The sequence below is a fragment of the Saccharothrix isguenensis genome, assembly GCF_052936305.1.
Genome location: NZ_CP193626.1, coordinates 7323550 through 7339162, shown reverse-complemented (window position 1 = coordinate 7339162; position 15613 = coordinate 7323550). Strand labels below are relative to the sequence as shown.

Here is a 15613-nt window from a genome sequence, read left to right as displayed (position 1 = left end):
GCCCCGCCGGTGTGGTGGTCGCGCTATATCTGCACCTCAGTCGAGGTCGGGAGGCGTGGTGCTCGGGATTCCGGTGCGTGGCATGGTCGTCGTCGGTGTGGTGGGTCTGGCCGGGTTGATGTACGTCTCCAACGGCGGGGGGCGTTCGGAGCTGGAGGAGATCGCCGCTCACAAGTGCGAGGTGACGGTGGTCGCCGACATCCTGAACGTGCGCGCCGGGCCCGCCGAGACCCAGCCGATCGTGGCGACGATGCGGCGCGACGCGGTGGCCAAGGCCGAGCGGCGGGTGGAGAACGGGTTCCGGCTGCTGCTCGACGGGCGGTGGGTGAAGGACGAGTTCGTGCTGCCCACGTCGGACAGCGACTGCACGTGATCTGATGGGTGGATGTTCTTCAAGTGGCGGTCGTTCCGCCGTGGCGTGGTGACGTGCGCTTGTGAGCCGGAGTGGCCGGCCCTGCGCGCCTCGGTGGACGGGCAGGACGTGGCCGGCGTGCCGTCGCCGGACGGCAGCAGTCCGCTGGTGCTCATGATGGGCTTGGTGGCGTTCTGCGCGCGGTGCGGCGCGGAATACCCGTACGGCTGGGCGGTCGCCGAGCGCGGCTAGGCTGCGCCGGTGCTGACCGTCTCCACGATCAACGTCAACGGGCTGCGTGCCGCCGCCAAAAAGGGCTACCTGGAGTGGCTCGCCACGACGACCGCGGACGTCGTGTGCCTGCAGGAGGTGCGGGCCGAGCCGGGGCAGCTGTCCGAGGAGGTGCGGTCGCCGGCGGGGTGGCACGTGGCGCACGCGCACTCGTCGGAGGCCAAGGGCCGCAACGGGGTCGCGGTGTTGACGCGGGTCGCGCCGGAGGCGGTGCGGACGGGGTTCGGGGTGCCGGAGTTCGAGCACTCCGGGCGGTACGTCGAGGTGCAGCTGGCGGATGTGGTGGTCGCGTCGCTCTACCTGCCCAGCGGTGACGTGGGCACGCCCCGGCAGGACGAGAAGGACCGGTTCACGGCCGCGTTCCTGCCGTACCTGGTGGAGCTGCGCGAGAAGGCCGCCGCCGACGGGCGGGAGGTGCTGGTGTGCGGTGACTGGAACATCGCGCACCGGGCCGAGGACCTGAAGGCGTGGAGGACGAACCAGAAGTCGTCCGGGTTCCTGCCGTCGGAGCGGGCGTGGATGGACCGGGTGTTCGGTGAGGCGCGGTACGTCGACGTGGTGCGCTCCCTGCACCCCGGTGTGGCCGGGCCGTACACGTGGTGGTCGTACCGGGGCAAGGCGTTCGACAACGACTCGGGCTGGCGGATCGACCTGCACGTCGCAACGGAAGCCCTGGCCCGGACCGCTCGCACGGCCGTGGTCGAGCGCGCGGCCAGTTACGCCGAACGCTGGTCCGACCACGCACCCGTGACGGTCGTCTACGGCGACTGAAGCCTCGGCTGGAGAACTTCTCACGACACCGAGCGCACGCCTGGGGTTTATCACTCGGGTGTGGACGCTCAGCCGTCGTTGATGGCGTCCCGAACACCTTGGACCATGGACTGCACCAGGGATGTGGAACGAGGTGAGGTCGTATCTCTCGCCAACCGCCCGTCAACTCGTGGTCGTCCGGGATGCGAAGCACTCGGCGGTGCCATCGTCATCGAGCAAAGCCGGTATGTGGGAACCCAGCGGCCACGCTCCTGCTCGTGAAAGGTCGTAGTCGGACTTCTCGAGCGCGTCGTAGCCAGTCGAGCGCGTCGCGCGTGTCGTCGCGATGGCGATCTCGCCAAGCGAATAGCTTCAGAAGAGCCAGCGCCGGAATGGACGGGATCTTGACAACGACCCCGTCCGGCAGGAGCACCGTCTGCGCGGTATCGACTGCTTCGCGGAAACCGAGCACGTTCATCGCGTGGTCATCGGGCCACATGACCGTCCGGTCGTCTTGTTCGATGCCGCCATAGGGCACCACGTCGACCTCGGTGCCCTCGACGATGAACTCGTGCACGCTGTTGCCTTGCCGGTCGAGTCCCCGAACCAGACTGTCGAACTCATCCCAGGAGTCGACCTCCGCCGCAATGTCGATGTCCCTGGTCCGGCGGTGGGGACTGCTGCCCAGCAGGTCGAACGAGATGAGCGAGCGGGCGGTCACCCCCACGACCGGGTAGTGGACCCCCGCTTCGCGTGCCGCTTCATCGATTCGTGCCAGCACCTTGGCGGCCCGCAGACCTCAAAGCCGGTCGAGGTCCGCAAGTCGATCGTCACTGATTCTGATCCTGTCCGCGTGCTCGCGCCGGCGAGGGTCGCCAGAGGCGAGGAGATCAGCGTAGATCAACGTGGACGGCACGATCCACGGCTGCCGCGGCATCGTCCAGAACCGTCGTCGTACGTGGATGTTTCCCGTCTGTTCGGCACGCACCACTCGGCGTTTTCCGATCAGCGAGTGCGGCTTTCAAGCCTGCGCGGCTGAACGCCTTGCTCCCGCGCGGCGAGGAACCGCCCGCCCGCTCTGCGGCGCCCTCGGACGTCGATGAGCACGTCGCCCCAAGCGATGTGGGCGTTGCCCGCCTCGTCGATGTAGTCGATGCCCCGCTGGCGCAGGATGCCCGCAGCTCCTTCGGTGATCGAGCGGGCGACGACCAGCGTGGGTAGTGAAGCGTGCGGGTGGAGGGCTGTAGCGAGCTAGGGTGGCACAGCCCGCTTGATCACGACGGTGTATGTCCGAGCCGCACCCGACGCTCGGCTGACGCTGGCCACCATGGCGGCACCCTCGTCTGTAGCGTGCTTGCCCAGCCGCAGGTCGACGTCAAGACCAAGCGGGCCCAGCCACTCCCTCAGCTCGACCAGCCGGACGCCGGCGTTCGAAGTTTCGCCATGTTCATTTCCGCTGGACATGCACCGATGTTGAACGCATTGGCGCCAAGCGCAAGTCCGCCGCCAGGTGGCGACCGGAGTCTGAGGGTGAAAAGAGTTGTCGGGCAACGGAACCGATCCACCCGACGATCGACTTCGCTCGTTCGGCCCCACTTCACCCCGAGTTCGTGACGGGCCCTCCAACTCGTGAGAACTTTTCACGACAACCGAGACGTGGGGAGCGGTCGATGGGGATCAGCCGGCGGCGTTTCTTCCAGGCGACGGGTGCGGCGGGGGCGGCGTTGCTGTGGGGTGGGCCGGCTTGGGCGGCCACCACCGGCACGACGGTGGACGTGGCGGCCACGGCTGTCGGCGCCGCCGGCTACCGGAGGCTCCAGGCCGGTCCGGGATGGCCGTTGGTGGTCCGGCCCGACCTGGCCACGCCGGACGCGGGGCGGGCGGACCGGCGCACGTCACTCGCCTGCTTCGTCCAGTTCACCGACATGCACGTGGTCGACACGCAGAGCCCGGCCCGCTTCGAGTACACCCACCCGCTGCTCGGCTCCGGCGCCTTCCGCGCCCACGAAACGCTCGCCCAGCACACGTCGACGGCCCTGGTGAACAAGGTCAACGCCATCCGCACCGGGCCGTTCACCGGCCGTCCGATCGACTTCATGATGACCACGGGCGACAACACCGACAACCACGAACTGGTCGAGCTGGACTGGTTCCTCACCATCCTCAACGGCGGCCGGATCACCGCCAACACCGGCGACCCGACCCGGTACGAGGGCGTGCAGGACTCCGGCGTCACGACCTACTGGAACCCGCACTCCACCCAAGCGGACGATTACAAGGCCGCCGGCTTCCCGCACGTCCCCGGCCTGCTCGACGCCGCGATCCGCCCGTTCGACAGCCCCGGCCTGCGCATCCCCTGGTACTGCACGTTCGGCAACCACGACGACAGCGTGGTCGGTTCGCTGCCCGACGGCATCCCGCCCGTCGACGCCCTCTACACCTCGAACCGCAAGATCATGGGGTTCGGCGACACCCGGGTCCAGCGCCTCGTCCGCGCGATGACCGACCCGGCACACGTGCTGGACGCCGCGAAGGTCCTCGCCGAGGGCGGGCTGGTCCGGACCGTCACCCCGGACGCCCGCCGCCGGCCGTTCACCACCGCCGAGTTCGTCCAGGCCCACCTCGACCCGCGCAACACCGGCCCCGGCCCGCACGGCCACGGCTTCACCCCCGACAACGCGGACGGCGTCGACGTCTTCTACACGTTCCGCATCGCACCCGGCGTCACCGGCGTCAGCCTCGACACCACGACCACCGCCGGTTTCGCGGACGGCTCGATCGGCCTGCACCAGTACCTCTGGCTGGAGCGGACCCTGAAGCGCAACAGCTCCCGCTACTACGACGTGCTCGGCTTCCGCCACCGCCAGGACGTCACCGACGAGCTGTTCGTCCTCTTCAGCCACCACACCAGCCGGACCATGGGCAACCTCCTGCCGGACCGCCGCCGCCCGCTCGACCCGCGCCTGGACGGCAACGCGCTGGTCAGCCTCCTGGGCCGCTTCCCGAACGTGGTCGCCTGGGTCAACGGCCACACCCACGAGAACCGGATCACCCCGCACGGCGCCGGCGACCGGGCGTTCTGGGAGATCAACACCGCCGCGCACGTCGACCACCCGCAGCACGCCCGGATCGTCGAACTCGCCGACAACGGCGACGGCACGCTGTCGCTGTTCACCACATTGGTGGAAGGTGACGCGCCCTACCAGGCCGACTACGACGACTTCTCCCCGCGCGGCCTGGCCTCGCTGGGGCGGGAGTTCGCGTTCAACGACCCGCACGCCGACCCGAACGCCGTCGGCGCGGTGACCGACCGCAACACCGAGCTGGTCGTCGCGGGGAGGACGCCCGTCCGCTGACGCGCCCCCGATGGCCGGGAAGTCCGCAGTGCCGGAGGTCACTCCGGCGGTGAACAGGAATTTCCGCCACCTAAGGTCGTTGTCGTGGCCGTGGACATCTCGATCACCCCGCCGGACCCGATGCCGAGTCCGTCGGCGATGCGGCGCGCGTTGCGCCGTGCCGCCGACGGCGCGGTGCTGGACGTCACCGAGGCCGCCGTGCTGCTGCACGCCCGCGGTGACGACCTGGACGTGCTGCTGGAGGCCGCGGGCCGGGTGCGTGACGCCCACCTGCTGGCGGAGGGACGACCGGGTGTCGTCACCTACAGCCGCAACGCGTTCATCCCGCTGACCCGCCTCTGCCGGGACCGCTGTCACTACTGCACGTTCGCGACCGTCCCGCACAAGCTGCCCGCCGCGTTCCTGGAGCGGGACGAGGTGCTGGACATCGCCCGCCGCGCCGCCGCCCAGGGCTGCAAGGAAGCCCTCTTCACGCTGGGCGACCGACCGGAGGACCGCTGGCCGCAGGCACGCGAGTGGCTGGAGGCACGGGGCTACGAGTCGACCCTCGACTACGTGCGGGCCAGCGCGATCGCCGTGCTGGAGGAGACCGGCCTGCTGCCGCACCTCAACCCGGGCGTGCTGAGCTGGGAGGAGTTGCAGCGGCTGCGGCCGGTCGCGGCCAGCATGGGGATGATGCTGGAGACGACCGCCGAGCGGCTGTGGTCGGAGCCGGGCGGCGCGCACTACGGCAGCCCGGACAAGGACCCGGCGGTCCGGTTGCGGGTGCTCACCGACGCGGGCCGGGTGAACGTGCCGTTCACCACCGGCATCCTGATCGGCATCGGCGAGACGATCACCGAACGGGCCGAGTCGCTGCTGGCCATGCGCGGTGTCGCGCGCCAGTACGGGCACGTCCAGGAAGTGATCATCCAGAACTTCCGGGCCAAGCCGGACACCGCGATGCGCGGGATGCCGGACGCCGACCTGGACGAACTGGCCGCCACGATCGCGGTCGCGCGGCTGGTCATGCCGTCGTCCACAAGCGTGCAGGCGCCGCCGAACCTGGTCGGCGGCGAGTTCGGCCTGATGCTGCGCGCGGGCATCGACGACTGGGGCGGCGTGTCGCCCGTGACGCCGGACCACGTCAACCCGGAACGACCGTGGCCGCACGTGGACGCGCTGGCCGCGCACACCCGGCAAGCCGGGTTCGACCTGCGTGAACGCCTCGCCGTCTACCCGAGGTACGTGAACGCGACCGCCGGGCAGTGGATCGACACCCGGCTCACCGCGCACGTCTCCGCGCTGGCGGGGCAGGACGGGCTGGCCGACCCGGACGCCCCGGTCGTCGGCCGGGAGTGGCAGGAGCCGGACGGCGGCCTCGACACCTACGGCCGGGCCGACCTGAACACGGCCATCGACACCGAGGGCCGCACGGAGGACCGCCGGGGCGACTTCGACAGCGTCTACGGCGACTGGGCGTCGTTGACCGTCCCCAAGGCCGTCGAGCGGCTGCCCGAGGACGCGGCACGGGCGCTCAGGCTCGCCGAGTCCGACCCGGCGAGGATCCTGGACGACGCGGACGCGGCCATGGCGCTGCTGACGGCGGACGGCGCGGCCCTGGAGACCATGACCAGGCTGGCCGACGAGCTGCGCGCCGAGGTGGTCGGCGACGACGTCACCTACGTGGTCAACCGCAACATCAACTTCTCCAACGTCTGCTACGTCGGCTGCCGGTTCTGCGCGTTCGCCCAGCGCGAGCGGGACGCGGACGCGTTCCGGCTGTCCGTGGCCGAGGTCGCCGACCGCGCGCAGGAGGCGTGGGACGCGGGCGCCACCGAGGTCTGCATGCAGGGCGGCATCGACCCCAAGCTGCCGGTCACCTACTACGCCGACGTCGTGCGCGGGATCAAGGCCAGGGTCCCCGGCATGCACGTCCACGCGTTCAGCCCGATGGAGATCGTCAGCGCGGCGGCCAAGGCGGGCGTGAGCGTGCGCGAGTGGCTGACCGAACTGCGCGACGCGGGCCTGGACACCATCCCCGGCACCGCCGCCGAGATCCTGGACGACGACGTCCGCTGGGTGCTGACCAAGGGCAAGCTGCCCACCGCGACCTGGCTCGAAGTCGTCGCCACCGCGCACGAGGTGGGCATCCGCTCGTCGTCCACGATGATGTACGGCCACGTCGACCACCCCGGCCACTGGCTCGTGCACTTCCGGGCGCTGGCGGCCCTGCAGGACCGGACGGGCGGGTTGACCGAGTTCGTCGGCCTGCCGTTCGTGCACCGCAACGCGCCGATCTACCTGGCCGGTGTGGCCCGTCCCGGCCCCACGCGACGGGACAACCGGGCCGTGCACGCGTTCGCCCGGCTGGCCCTGCACGGGCGGGTCGACAACGTCCAGTGCTCGTGGGTCAAGCTCGGCGACGAGGGCACCGCCGAAGTGCTCCGCGGCGGCGCCAACGACCTGGGCGGGACGCTCATGGAGGAGACGATCAGCCGCATGGCGGGCTCCGAGCACGGTTCCGCGCGCACCGCCGGGGAACTCCACGCGACCGCGGCGCTGGCCGGACGGCCGGCCCGGCAGCGGACTACGACGTATGGCCGAGTGGACCCGGTGGGCTGACCCCTGGGGTGAACCGCGCGATCGGCGGTGGTTACTCTGCCGCCGGTCGTGTTTACCTGAACCGAACATCCCAGCCCCACAGCTTCGGTAGGTTCGCGGCCGTCCGTCAACAAGGTTCACTCCTCGGTGGGTGACACGATGTTGGTGAGGAGGCTGGGCAGTGCGCGGTCGCGGTGTGGTTCCGGGTGTTCTCCTGGGCGCGGCGTCATCCCTGGTCATCGAGGGTGTGGCGGCGGCAGACGATTCGGTGGCGGCCCCGGTCTCCCTGGACGCCCCGGTCGGCATCGGCGCGGTGGCGCTCGGCATCATCGGCCTGGTCGCCGGTCTGGTCCGTCGCCGGCGGGGAGTGGTGGTCCGCGCGGCCTCCGAGCAGCTCGTCGTGAGCGGAGCCGATCCGATCGAGGTGCGGCCCGCCACCACGGGCGTCTGATCGGCCTGGGAGAATCACTCCCGTGGTCGTCGAAAACTCCGCTGAGAACGTCGCCGCGAACGCCGGCGAGCCCGTCGGCAACGCCGCTCCGGTGAACCGTCCCCGAGTGCTGTCCGGCATCCAGCCGACCGCCGGCTCGTTCCACCTCGGCAACTACCTGGGCGCGATCCGGCAGTGGGTGTCGCTCCAGGAGACGCACGACGCGTTCTACTGCGTCGTCGACCTGCACGCGATCACCGTCGAGCAGGACCCCAAGGTGCTGCGGCACAACACCCGGGTGTCCGCCGCGCAGCTCCTCGCCCTGGGCATCGACCCGGACCGCTCCTCGCTGTTCGTGCAGTCGCACGTGCCCGAGCACGCCCAGCTCTCCTGGGTCCTCCAGTGCCTGACCGGGTTCGGCGAGGCCAGCCGGATGACCCAGTTCAAGGACAAGTCGGCGCGGCAGGAGGCGTCGGTCGGCGTCGGCCTGTTCACGTACCCGATCCTGCAGGCCGCGGACATCCTGCTCTACCAGGCGCACCACGTGCCGGTCGGCGAGGACCAGCGCCAGCACCTGGAGCTGACCCGGGACCTGGCGCAGCGGTTCAACACCCGGTACGGCAAGACGTTCCGGTTGCCCGAGCCGCACATCGTCAAGGACACCGCCAAGATCTACGACCTCCAGGACCCGACGTCGAAGATGTCGAAGTCCGTGCCCGCCGGCGTGGTGGAGCTGCTGGAGGACCCGAAGCGGTCGGCCAAGAAGATCAGGTCGGCGGTCACGGACACCGGGCGCGAGATCGTGTACGACCCGGCCGGCAAGGCGGGCGTGAGCAACCTGCTGGTGATCTACTCCGCGCTGACCGGGCGGTCCGTCGAGTCGCTGGTCGCGGACTACGACGGCAAGGGCTACGGGGACCTGAAGAAGGACCTGGGCGAGGTGTTCACCGAGTTCGTCACGCCGGTGCGGGCGCGGGTCGCCGAGTACCTGGACGACCCCGCCGAGCTGGACAAGGTGCTGGCGCGCGGCGCCGAACGGGCGCGTTCGGTGGCGTCCAGGACGCTGGCGCGGGCCTACGACCGGATCGGGTTCCTGCCCGCCGCCGACTGACCTCGCCCGACTGACCCCGCCCGGGTGGTTTCGACTGGCGGGTGATCACCGCTCGGTCTAGCGTTTTCGTGTGGCGGAACAGGCTGGGGCCAAGGGCGGGTCGAAGCTCGACCGGTTGCGCGAACGGCGTCCGTGGATCGACCACCTGTTCCGCGCCGCCGAGCGGTACAGCAAGCAGTACGGGACGCACTACGCGGCGGCCGTGACGTACTTCAGCGTGCTGTCGCTCGTGCCCATGCTGATGATCGGGTTCGCCGTCGCCGGTTTCGTGCTCGCCACGCAGCCCCAGCTGATGGACGAGCTGAAGGCCGGCATCGCGGAGGCGGTGCCCGGCTCGCTCGGCGACACCGTCAACGACGTGGTCGACCAGGCGATCAAGTCCAAGGGCACGGTCGGTGTGCTCGGTCTGCTGGCCGCCGCCTACTCCGGCCTCGGCTGGATGAGCAACCTGCGGGACGCGCTGACCGCGCAGTGGGGCCAGGCGAAGGCCGACCTGCCACTGCTCAAGACGGCCCTCAAGGATTTGGTGGCGCTGGTCACCCTCGGGCTGGCGCTGGTGGTGTCGTTCGGCCTGACGGCGGTCGGCACCGGGTTCGCCGAGCTGGTGCTGCGGTGGATCGGGCTGGACGGCGTGTGGTGGGCCGAGGCGCTGCTGAAGATCGGCACGATCGTGCTCGCCCTGGTGGCGAACTGGCTGGTGTTCCTGTGGGTGCTGGCCAAGCTGCCGCGCAGGCCGGTGGGCTGGCGGAGCGCGATCAAGGGCGCGGCGGCGGCGGCCATCGGGTTCGAGGTGCTGAAGCAGATCGGGACGATCTACCTGACCAGCGTGACCACGTCACCGGCGGGCGTGGCGTTCGGCCCGATCATCGGTGTGCTGGTGTTCGCGAACCTGGTGGCCCAGTTCCTGCTGTTCATCACGGCGTGGACGGCGACCGCGCGGGAGAACCGGGTGTCCGACCCGCCGCCCGCGCCGCCGCCCGCCGTGATCCGGCCGGTGGTGGAGGTGCGGTCGGGCCCCAGCCCCCGCGCCGCCGCCGGTCTGGTCGGCGCGGGGCTGCTGCTGGGCGCGCTGTTCCGCCGTCGCTGACGTGCCCGGCTCGGGGGACCGTCAGGTCCAGAAGACGGCGACACCGGTGTTCAGGACCACCAGGCCGGCGAGCGTCGGGGTGAGCCACGTGGGGGGCTTCGGCTTGCTCACGTTCACCGCGACCAGGCCTGCGATGACCAGGAGGACCACCAGCTTCACGCCGACCTTGACGTGGTTGTAGTCCTGGTCGGTCAGCGGGGCCAACCCGACCAGCGCCAGGCCGGTCAGCAGCTGGAGCGCACCGGCGTGCAGCCAGCCCTTGTTCAGCGGTTCGTCCGCGCCGACCCGGCGCTGGACGAGGAACATGGCGACGAGCATGGCCATGCCGAGCAGGTGCAGGAACAGCAGCAGCAAGCGCACGAACTCCACGGCGGAGCCTCCAGGTGTGGTGGGTTACTCGGTGCTCTTCTTGGCCGCGCGCACGCCACGTGCGCCCAACACGCCGATGACGGTGCCGAATGTGAGCGACGCGACAACGAGCAGCAGGTGGACGGTGAAGAACGCGGTCGGGCCGCCGTCCCACGAGCGGGGGTCCTTCCAGATGTTGCGCAGGAAGGTCGGCCAGATCACCCAGGACCACACCCCGAAGGCAAGCAGGAACGCGGACATGCCTCGGGAGAGCTTCACGGGAGCAGTATCGGACGTGGCGGGTGCACGTCACTCATCCGGGGTGGATAGCCTGGGCACGTGCGTTCCTCCGCGTTCCGAAGGCCCGTTGCCCTGGTCGTGGCTGCCTGCGCGCTGATGGCCACCGCGGCGTTCGCGGCTGCGCCGGTCGCCGTGGCCCAGCCGGCCTGCGAGAACAAGGTGTCACCGCCCCCGGCGGTGGACACCTCCGAAGAGCCCGCTCCGGGCGAACCGCCACCGCGGCCGTTGGATGTGCCGGAGACTCCGATCGGCGGCCAGCGGCTCGGCGAGTGCGGCCTGGTGCTGCCGCCGAACGCCCCGGCCCTGCCGGACGGCATCACGGCCGAGAGCTGGCTGGTGGCCGACATCGACAGCGGCGCGGTGCTGGCCGGCCTCGACCCGCACGGCCGGCAGCGGCCCGCGTCGGTGATCAAGGTGCTGCTGGCGATGGTGGTGGCCAAGGAGCTGCCGCCGAACGCGACCGTGGCGGCCACGCCCGAGGACATCGCGCAGGAGTGCACCTGCATCGGGCTCCGCAACGGCGCCGAGTACACCGTGGAGCAGATGCTCCAGGCGCTGGTGATGGCGTCGGGCAACGACGTGGCGCACGCGCTGGCGCGTCGCCTGGGCGGGGTGCCGTCGGCGATCCGCAAGATGAACGCGCTGGCGGCCGAGCTGGGCGCGCTGGACACGCGTGCGGTGACGCCGTCCGGCCTGGACGCGCCGGGCACGTCCACGTCGGCCTACGACGTGGCGCTGATCTTCCGCGAGGCGATGAAGTACCCCGACTTCGTCAAGGCCGTCATGACGCAGCGGATCGACTTCCCGGCGGCCAACGGCAACGGGACCGTGCCGATCGTCAACGACAACCGGCTGCTGACCACGTACCAGGGCGCGCTGGGCGGGAAGTCCGGGTTCACCGACGACGCGCAGCACACGTACGTCGGCGCGGCGCAGCGGAACGGGAAGCGGCTGGTCGTGGTGTTGCTGCGCGGGCAGCAGCAGCCCGTTCGGATCATCGAGCAGGCGGCCCGGCTGCTGGACTACGGGTTCGACCTGGAGCCCGCGGCCTCGGCCAACCCGGTCGGCCGGCTGGTCGAGGGCGCGCCGCAGGTGAAGAAGAAGACCACCGAGCCGCGGCCCTCGCCGACCAGCGCGGGCGTCGGCGAGGTCGCCAACACGTCGCCAGACGGCACCACCACCTCGCCGACGGCCATGGAGACGGCGTTCGGCAACGTGGGCGGCCCGATCACCGCCGTGGCCGGCCTGGGCCTCGTGCTCGGCTTCGTCATGTACCTGCGCAGCCGCCGGGCCAAGGCCGCCCGCGCCGCCCGCGCCGCCAGCCAACAAGCCCCCTGACCCCGCGCGAGTCCCACGCTCGGAACGCGCAGAGGGCCCCCGAGCCGCAGCTCGGGGGCCCTCGAACGTCAGCGGCCGTCAGGTGCGCTAGATGCGCTTGAACAGCAGCGCGCGCTTGACCTCCTGGATGGCCTTCGTGACCTGGATGCCACGCGGGCAGGCGTCGGTGCAGTTGAACGTCGTCCGGCAGCGCCACACGCCGTCCACGTCGTTCAGGATGTCGAGCCGCTCCTCGGCGCCCTCGTCGCGGCTGTCGAAGATGAACCGGTGCGCGTTGACGATCGCCGCGGGCCCGAAGTACGAGCCGTCGGTCCAGTACACCGGGCACGACGTGGTGCAGGCGGCGCACAGGATGCACTTCGTGGTGTCGTCGAACCGCTCGCGGTCCGCGACGGACTGCAGCCGCTCGCGCGTCGGCTCGTTGCCGTACGTGACGAGGTACGGCTTGACCGCCTTGAACGCCTCGAAGAACGGCTCCATGTCGACCAGCAGGTCCTTGTGGACCGGCAGGCCCTTGATGGCCTCGACGGTGATCGTGGTCGGCTTGCCCTTGGGCGCCAGCAGGTCCTTCAGCAGCACCTTGCACGCCAGCCGGTTCACGCCGTTGATGCGCATGGCGTCCGAGCCGCAGATGCCGTGCGCGCACGACCGGCGGAACGTCAGCGTGCCGTCCAGGTACCACTTCACGTAGTGCAGCAGGTTCAGCACGCGGTCCGACGGCAGGGCCGGGATCTCGAACGAGTCCCAGCGCGGCTCGTCGTCGAACTCCGGGTTGAACCGGCGGACCTTCAGGGTGACGGTGATCGCGCCGTCCGGCACGGGGGGCTGGTTCCCGCGCGAGCCGGTGGACACTTCAGCGGTAGCGGTCATCAGTACTTGCGCTCCATCGGCTGGTACCGGGTGAACGTCACGGGCTTGTAGTCGAGCCGGATGTCGGCCGACAAGCCGTCCCCCTGCTTGTAGTACATGCTGTGGCGCATGAAGTTCGTGTCGTCGCGGTTCGGGTAGTCCTCGCGCGCGTGACCGCCGCGGGACTCCTTGCGCGCCAGCGCGCCCACCACGAGAACTTCGGCCAGCTCCAGCAGGAAGCCCAGCTCGACGGCTTCCAGCAGGTCGGTGTTGAACCGCTTCCCCTTGTCCTGCACGGTGATCCGCTGGTAGCGCTCCTTCAACGCCTGCACGTCGTGCAGCGCCGTCTTGAGCGTGTCCTCGGTGCGGTACACCGACGCGTTGGCGTCCATGGTGGCCTGGAGCTCGGTGCGGATGTCCGCCACGCGCTCGTGGCCGTGCTCGGACAGCGCCAGCGCCACCTGCGCCTCGACGGCCGCGGCGGGCGACTCCGGCAGGTCGACGTGGTCGTGTGCCAACGCGTACTCGGCGGCGGCGATGCCCGCGCGACGGCCGAACACGTTGATGTCCAGCAGCGAGTTGGTGCCCAGGCGGTTCGCGCCGTGCACGGACACGCAGGCGCACTCACCGGCGGCGTACAGGCCCGGCACGATGTTGTCGTTGTCCCGCAGCACTTCGCCGTGCACGTTGGTCGGGATGCCACCCATCGCGTAGTGCGCGGTCGGGTAGACGGGCACCGGCTCCTTCACCGGGTCGACCGCGAGGTACGTGCGGGCGAACTCGGTGATGTCGGGGAGCTTGGTCTCCAGCACCTCGGCGCCCAGGTGCGTGCAGTCCAGCAGCACGTAGTCCTTGTTCGGACCGGCGCCGCGGCCTTCCAGCACCTCCAGCGCCATCGACCGGGCCACGATGTCACGCGGCGCGAGGTCCTTGATGGTCGGCGCGTACCGCTCCATGAACCGCTCGCCGGAGCCGTTGCGGAGGATCGCGCCCTCACCGCGCGCGCCCTCGGTCAACAGGATGCCGAGGCCCGCGAGACCGGTCGGGTGGAACTGGTAGAACTCCATGTCCTCCAGCGGCAGGCCCTTGCGGAACACGATGCCCATGCCGTCGCCGGTCAGCGTGTGCGCGTTGGACGTGGTCTTGAAGACCTTGCCGAAGCCGCCCGTCGCGAACACCACGGACTTGGCCTGGAACACGTGGATCTCGCCGGTCGCCAGCTCGTAGGCCACCGCGCCGGTGCACACCGGGCCGTCGGCGGTCTCGGTCATGCAGATGTCGAGCACGTAGAACTCGTTGAAGAACTCGATGCCGTGCTTGACGCAGTTCTGGTACAGCGTCTGGAGGATCATGTGGCCGGTGCGGTCGGCCGCGTAGCAGGCCCGGCGCACGGCCGCTTCACCGTGGTTGCGGGTGTGGCCGCCGAACCGCCGCTGGTCGATCTTGCCCTCGGGCGTGCGGTTGAACGGCAGGCCCATCTTCTCCAGGTCGAGGACCGCGTCGATGGCCTCCTTCGCCATGATCTCGGCGGCGTCCTGGTCGACCAGGTAGTCGCCGCCCTTGATCGTGTCGAAGGTGTGCCACTCCCAGTTGTCCTCTTCCACGTTCGCCAGCGCGGCGCACATGCCGCCCTGCGCGGCGCCCGTGTGGGACCTGGTCGGGTACAGCTTGGTGAGCACGGCCGTGCGGGCGCGCTGGCCGGACTCGATCGCCGCGCGCATACCGGCGCCGCCGGCACCGATGATCACGACGTCGTACTTGTGGAACTGCATGGCTCTGGTGCTCCCCGCGGCGGGTCAGTCGGTGATGTTCGGGTCGAAGGTGAAGATCACGTACGTGCCGAGGGAGATGATCAGGACCATCGAGACGTAGAGAAGCACCTTGAGCCAGAACCGGGTGGTGTCCTTGCGGGCGTAGTCGTTGATCACGGTGCGCAGGCCGTTGCCGCCGTGGATCTGGGCCAGCCACAGCATGGCCAGGTCCCAGAACTGCCAGAACGGCGAGGCCCACCGGCCCGCGACGAAGGCGAAGTTGATCCGGTGCACGCCGCCGTCGAGCACGTTCATGATGAACAGGTGGCCGAGCACGAGGACGACCAGCGCCACACCCGAGATGCGCATGAACAGCCAGCTGTGCAGCTCGAAGTTGCTGCGGCGGGCGGCCGGGCGGCGCGGGGAGCGCGGCTTGTCGAGGATCAGCGAATCAGTCATGGTCAGTGACCCCCACCGAGCAGGTTGGACACCGTGCGGACCAGCATGAAGTAGGTGCCGGGGATCATCACCAGCACCCAGATGCCGAGGATCGCCCACAACATCTGCTTCTGGTACTTGGTGCCCTTGGCCCAGAAGTCGACGAGCAGCACCCTGATGCCGTTGAGCGCGTGGTAGAGGACCGCACCGACGAGGCCGACCTCGAACAGGTTGACGATCGGGTTCTTGTAGGTCTCGATGACCTTGTCGTACGCGTCCGGGGACACGCGCACCAGCGCGGTGTCCAGGACGTGCGCGAACAGGAAGAAGAACGTCAACACACCGGTGATGCGGTGCGCGACCCAGGACCACATCCCCAGGTCGCCGCGGTAGAGCGTTCCGACCCCTTTACGGGTACCCGACCGCTCGGGTGCGGTGGTGCCGGCCATGCGCAACGGCCTCCAGCGTCAGTGGTGGACTGGTCTCCGGGTACGTGAGTACTCGGACCTTGACCATCGGATGCTAGACCCGTGCGCGTCACCCGACCCAACGGCCCGACCCGTCTGTGAGCGACGAGACACCTGACGGCCACTTGATCGATCCGCCTCGCAGCGCGGGGTGCGCGGGTG

General features: G+C 70.0%; 17 protein-coding genes. 10 read left to right on the top strand and 7 right to left on the bottom strand.

Annotated features, from left to right (window positions below; all coding sequences use genetic code 11):
* The first annotated feature begins 55 nt into the window (after positions 1–55).
* Genes ACRAKI_RS32970 through ACRAKI_RS32960 form a run of 3 tightly spaced genes read left to right on the top strand, consistent with a single transcriptional unit; the run spans position 56 to position 1414 of the window.
* Positions 56–373, top strand: coding sequence for an SH3 domain-containing protein (locus ACRAKI_RS32970; RefSeq protein WP_447004390.1), 318 nt, complete (start codon positions 56–58; stop codon positions 371–373).
* Positions 374–385: 12 nt separating this feature from the next.
* A complete protein-coding gene (locus tag ACRAKI_RS32965; protein ID WP_447004389.1) occupies positions 386–604 on the top strand; it encodes a hypothetical protein in 219 nt (72 codons plus the stop codon).
* Between the two features lie 9 nt (positions 605–613).
* On the top strand, positions 614–1414 hold the full coding sequence (locus ACRAKI_RS32960; RefSeq protein ID WP_447004388.1) for an exodeoxyribonuclease III: 801 nt from the start codon (positions 614–616) through the stop codon (positions 1412–1414).
* A 208-nt stretch (positions 1415–1622) separates the two neighbouring features.
* On the opposite strand, the gene ACRAKI_RS32955 is transcribed toward ACRAKI_RS32960, so the two are convergent.
* Positions 1623–2120 (bottom strand): hypothetical protein, encoded by a 498-nt coding sequence (locus ACRAKI_RS32955; protein WP_447004387.1) that lies wholly within the window; start codon positions 2118–2120, stop codon positions 1623–1625.
* Between the two features lie 9 nt (positions 2121–2129).
* Here ACRAKI_RS32955 and ACRAKI_RS32950 point away from each other — a divergent pair, with 9 nt between their 5' ends.
* The 6 genes from ACRAKI_RS32950 (at position 2130) to yhjD (ending at position 9960) form a co-directional block, all read left to right on the top strand.
* Entirely contained in the window at positions 2130–2432 is a 303-nt protein-coding gene (locus ACRAKI_RS32950; protein ID WP_447004386.1) for a hypothetical protein, read from the top strand.
* 631 nt (positions 2433–3063) lie between these two features.
* Positions 3064–4749: a TIGR03767 family metallophosphoesterase gene (locus ACRAKI_RS32945; RefSeq protein WP_447004385.1), complete on the top strand. Its 1686-nt coding sequence runs from the start codon at positions 3064–3066 to the stop codon at positions 4747–4749.
* 84 nt (positions 4750–4833) lie between these two features.
* Positions 4834–7353: a bifunctional FO biosynthesis protein CofGH gene (locus tag ACRAKI_RS32940; protein ID WP_447004384.1), complete on the top strand. Its 2520-nt coding sequence runs from the start codon at positions 4834–4836 to the stop codon at positions 7351–7353.
* 160 nt (positions 7354–7513) lie between these two features.
* Positions 7514–7783, top strand: coding sequence for a hypothetical protein (locus tag ACRAKI_RS32935; RefSeq protein WP_447004383.1), 270 nt, complete (start codon positions 7514–7516; stop codon positions 7781–7783).
* Between the two features lie 106 nt (positions 7784–7889).
* On the top strand, positions 7890–8873 hold the full coding sequence (gene trpS, locus ACRAKI_RS32930; protein ID WP_447008586.1) for a tryptophan--tRNA ligase: 984 nt from the start codon (positions 7890–7892) through the stop codon (positions 8871–8873).
* A gap of 70 nt (positions 8874–8943) precedes the next feature.
* The gene (gene yhjD / locus ACRAKI_RS32925) at positions 8944–9960 is read left to right on the top strand and encodes an inner membrane protein YhjD (protein ID WP_447004382.1); all 1017 of its coding nucleotides are present in this window, start codon (positions 8944–8946) and stop codon (positions 9958–9960) included.
* Positions 9961–9981: 21 nt separating this feature from the next.
* Here yhjD and ACRAKI_RS32920 read toward each other — a convergent pair whose 3' ends face one another.
* Together ACRAKI_RS32920 and ACRAKI_RS32915 are read right to left on the bottom strand one after the other, a co-directional pair.
* A complete protein-coding gene (locus ACRAKI_RS32920; RefSeq protein WP_447004381.1) occupies positions 9982–10329 on the bottom strand; it encodes a hypothetical protein in 348 nt (115 codons plus the stop codon).
* Between the two features lie 24 nt (positions 10330–10353).
* Positions 10354–10587, bottom strand: coding sequence for an SCO4848 family membrane protein (locus ACRAKI_RS32915; RefSeq protein WP_447004380.1), 234 nt, complete (start codon positions 10585–10587; stop codon positions 10354–10356).
* A gap of 60 nt (positions 10588–10647) precedes the next feature.
* Here ACRAKI_RS32915 and ACRAKI_RS32910 point away from each other — a divergent pair, with 60 nt between their 5' ends.
* Complete coding sequence (locus ACRAKI_RS32910) at positions 10648–11946, top strand: D-alanyl-D-alanine carboxypeptidase family protein (RefSeq protein ID WP_447004379.1); 1299 nt, start codon at positions 10648–10650, stop codon at positions 11944–11946.
* An 87-nt stretch (positions 11947–12033) separates the two neighbouring features.
* Here ACRAKI_RS32910 and ACRAKI_RS32905 read toward each other — a convergent pair whose 3' ends face one another.
* Genes ACRAKI_RS32905 through sdhC form a run of 4 tightly spaced genes read right to left on the bottom strand, consistent with a single transcriptional unit; the run spans position 12034 to position 15433 of the window.
* Complete coding sequence (locus ACRAKI_RS32905) at positions 12034–12816, bottom strand: succinate dehydrogenase iron-sulfur subunit (protein WP_447004378.1); 783 nt, start codon at positions 12814–12816, stop codon at positions 12034–12036.
* Positions 12816–14567: a succinate dehydrogenase flavoprotein subunit gene (gene sdhA, locus ACRAKI_RS32900; RefSeq protein WP_447004377.1), complete on the bottom strand. Its 1752-nt coding sequence runs from the start codon at positions 14565–14567 to the stop codon at positions 12816–12818. The genes ACRAKI_RS32905 and sdhA overlap by 1 nt, the downstream gene beginning before the upstream one ends.
* 24 nt (positions 14568–14591) lie before the next feature.
* Positions 14592–15005: a succinate dehydrogenase hydrophobic membrane anchor subunit gene (locus ACRAKI_RS32895; protein ID WP_447004376.1), complete on the bottom strand. Its 414-nt coding sequence runs from the start codon at positions 15003–15005 to the stop codon at positions 14592–14594.
* A gap of 2 nt (positions 15006–15007) precedes the next feature.
* Positions 15008–15433 (bottom strand): succinate dehydrogenase, cytochrome b556 subunit, encoded by a 426-nt coding sequence (sdhC, locus tag ACRAKI_RS32890; RefSeq protein ID WP_447004375.1) that lies wholly within the window; start codon positions 15431–15433, stop codon positions 15008–15010.
* Positions 15434–15613: the final 180 nt, after the last annotated feature.

Excerpts from the sequence above, each read along its gene's own strand:
- ACRAKI_RS32965 (WP_447004389.1), top strand. The coding sequence starts at position 386 with ATGTTCTTCAAGTGGCGGTCGTTCCGCCGTGGCGTGGTGACGTGCGCT.
- ACRAKI_RS32945 (WP_447004385.1), top strand. The coding sequence starts at position 3,064 with ATGGGGATCAGCCGGCGGCGTTTCTTCCAGGCGACGGGTGCGGCGGGG.
- ACRAKI_RS32905 (WP_447004378.1), bottom strand. The coding sequence starts at position 12,816 with ATGACCGCTACCGCTGAAGTGTCCACCGGCTCGCGCGGGAACCAGCCC.
- sdhA (WP_447004377.1), bottom strand. The coding sequence starts at position 14,567 with ATGCAGTTCCACAAGTACGACGTCGTGATCATCGGTGCCGGCGGCGCC.
- ACRAKI_RS32895 (WP_447004376.1), bottom strand. The coding sequence starts at position 15,005 with ATGACTGATTCGCTGATCCTCGACAAGCCGCGCTCCCCGCGCCGCCCG.
- sdhC (WP_447004375.1), bottom strand. The coding sequence starts at position 15,433 with ATGGCCGGCACCACCGCACCCGAGCGGTCGGGTACCCGTAAAGGGGTC.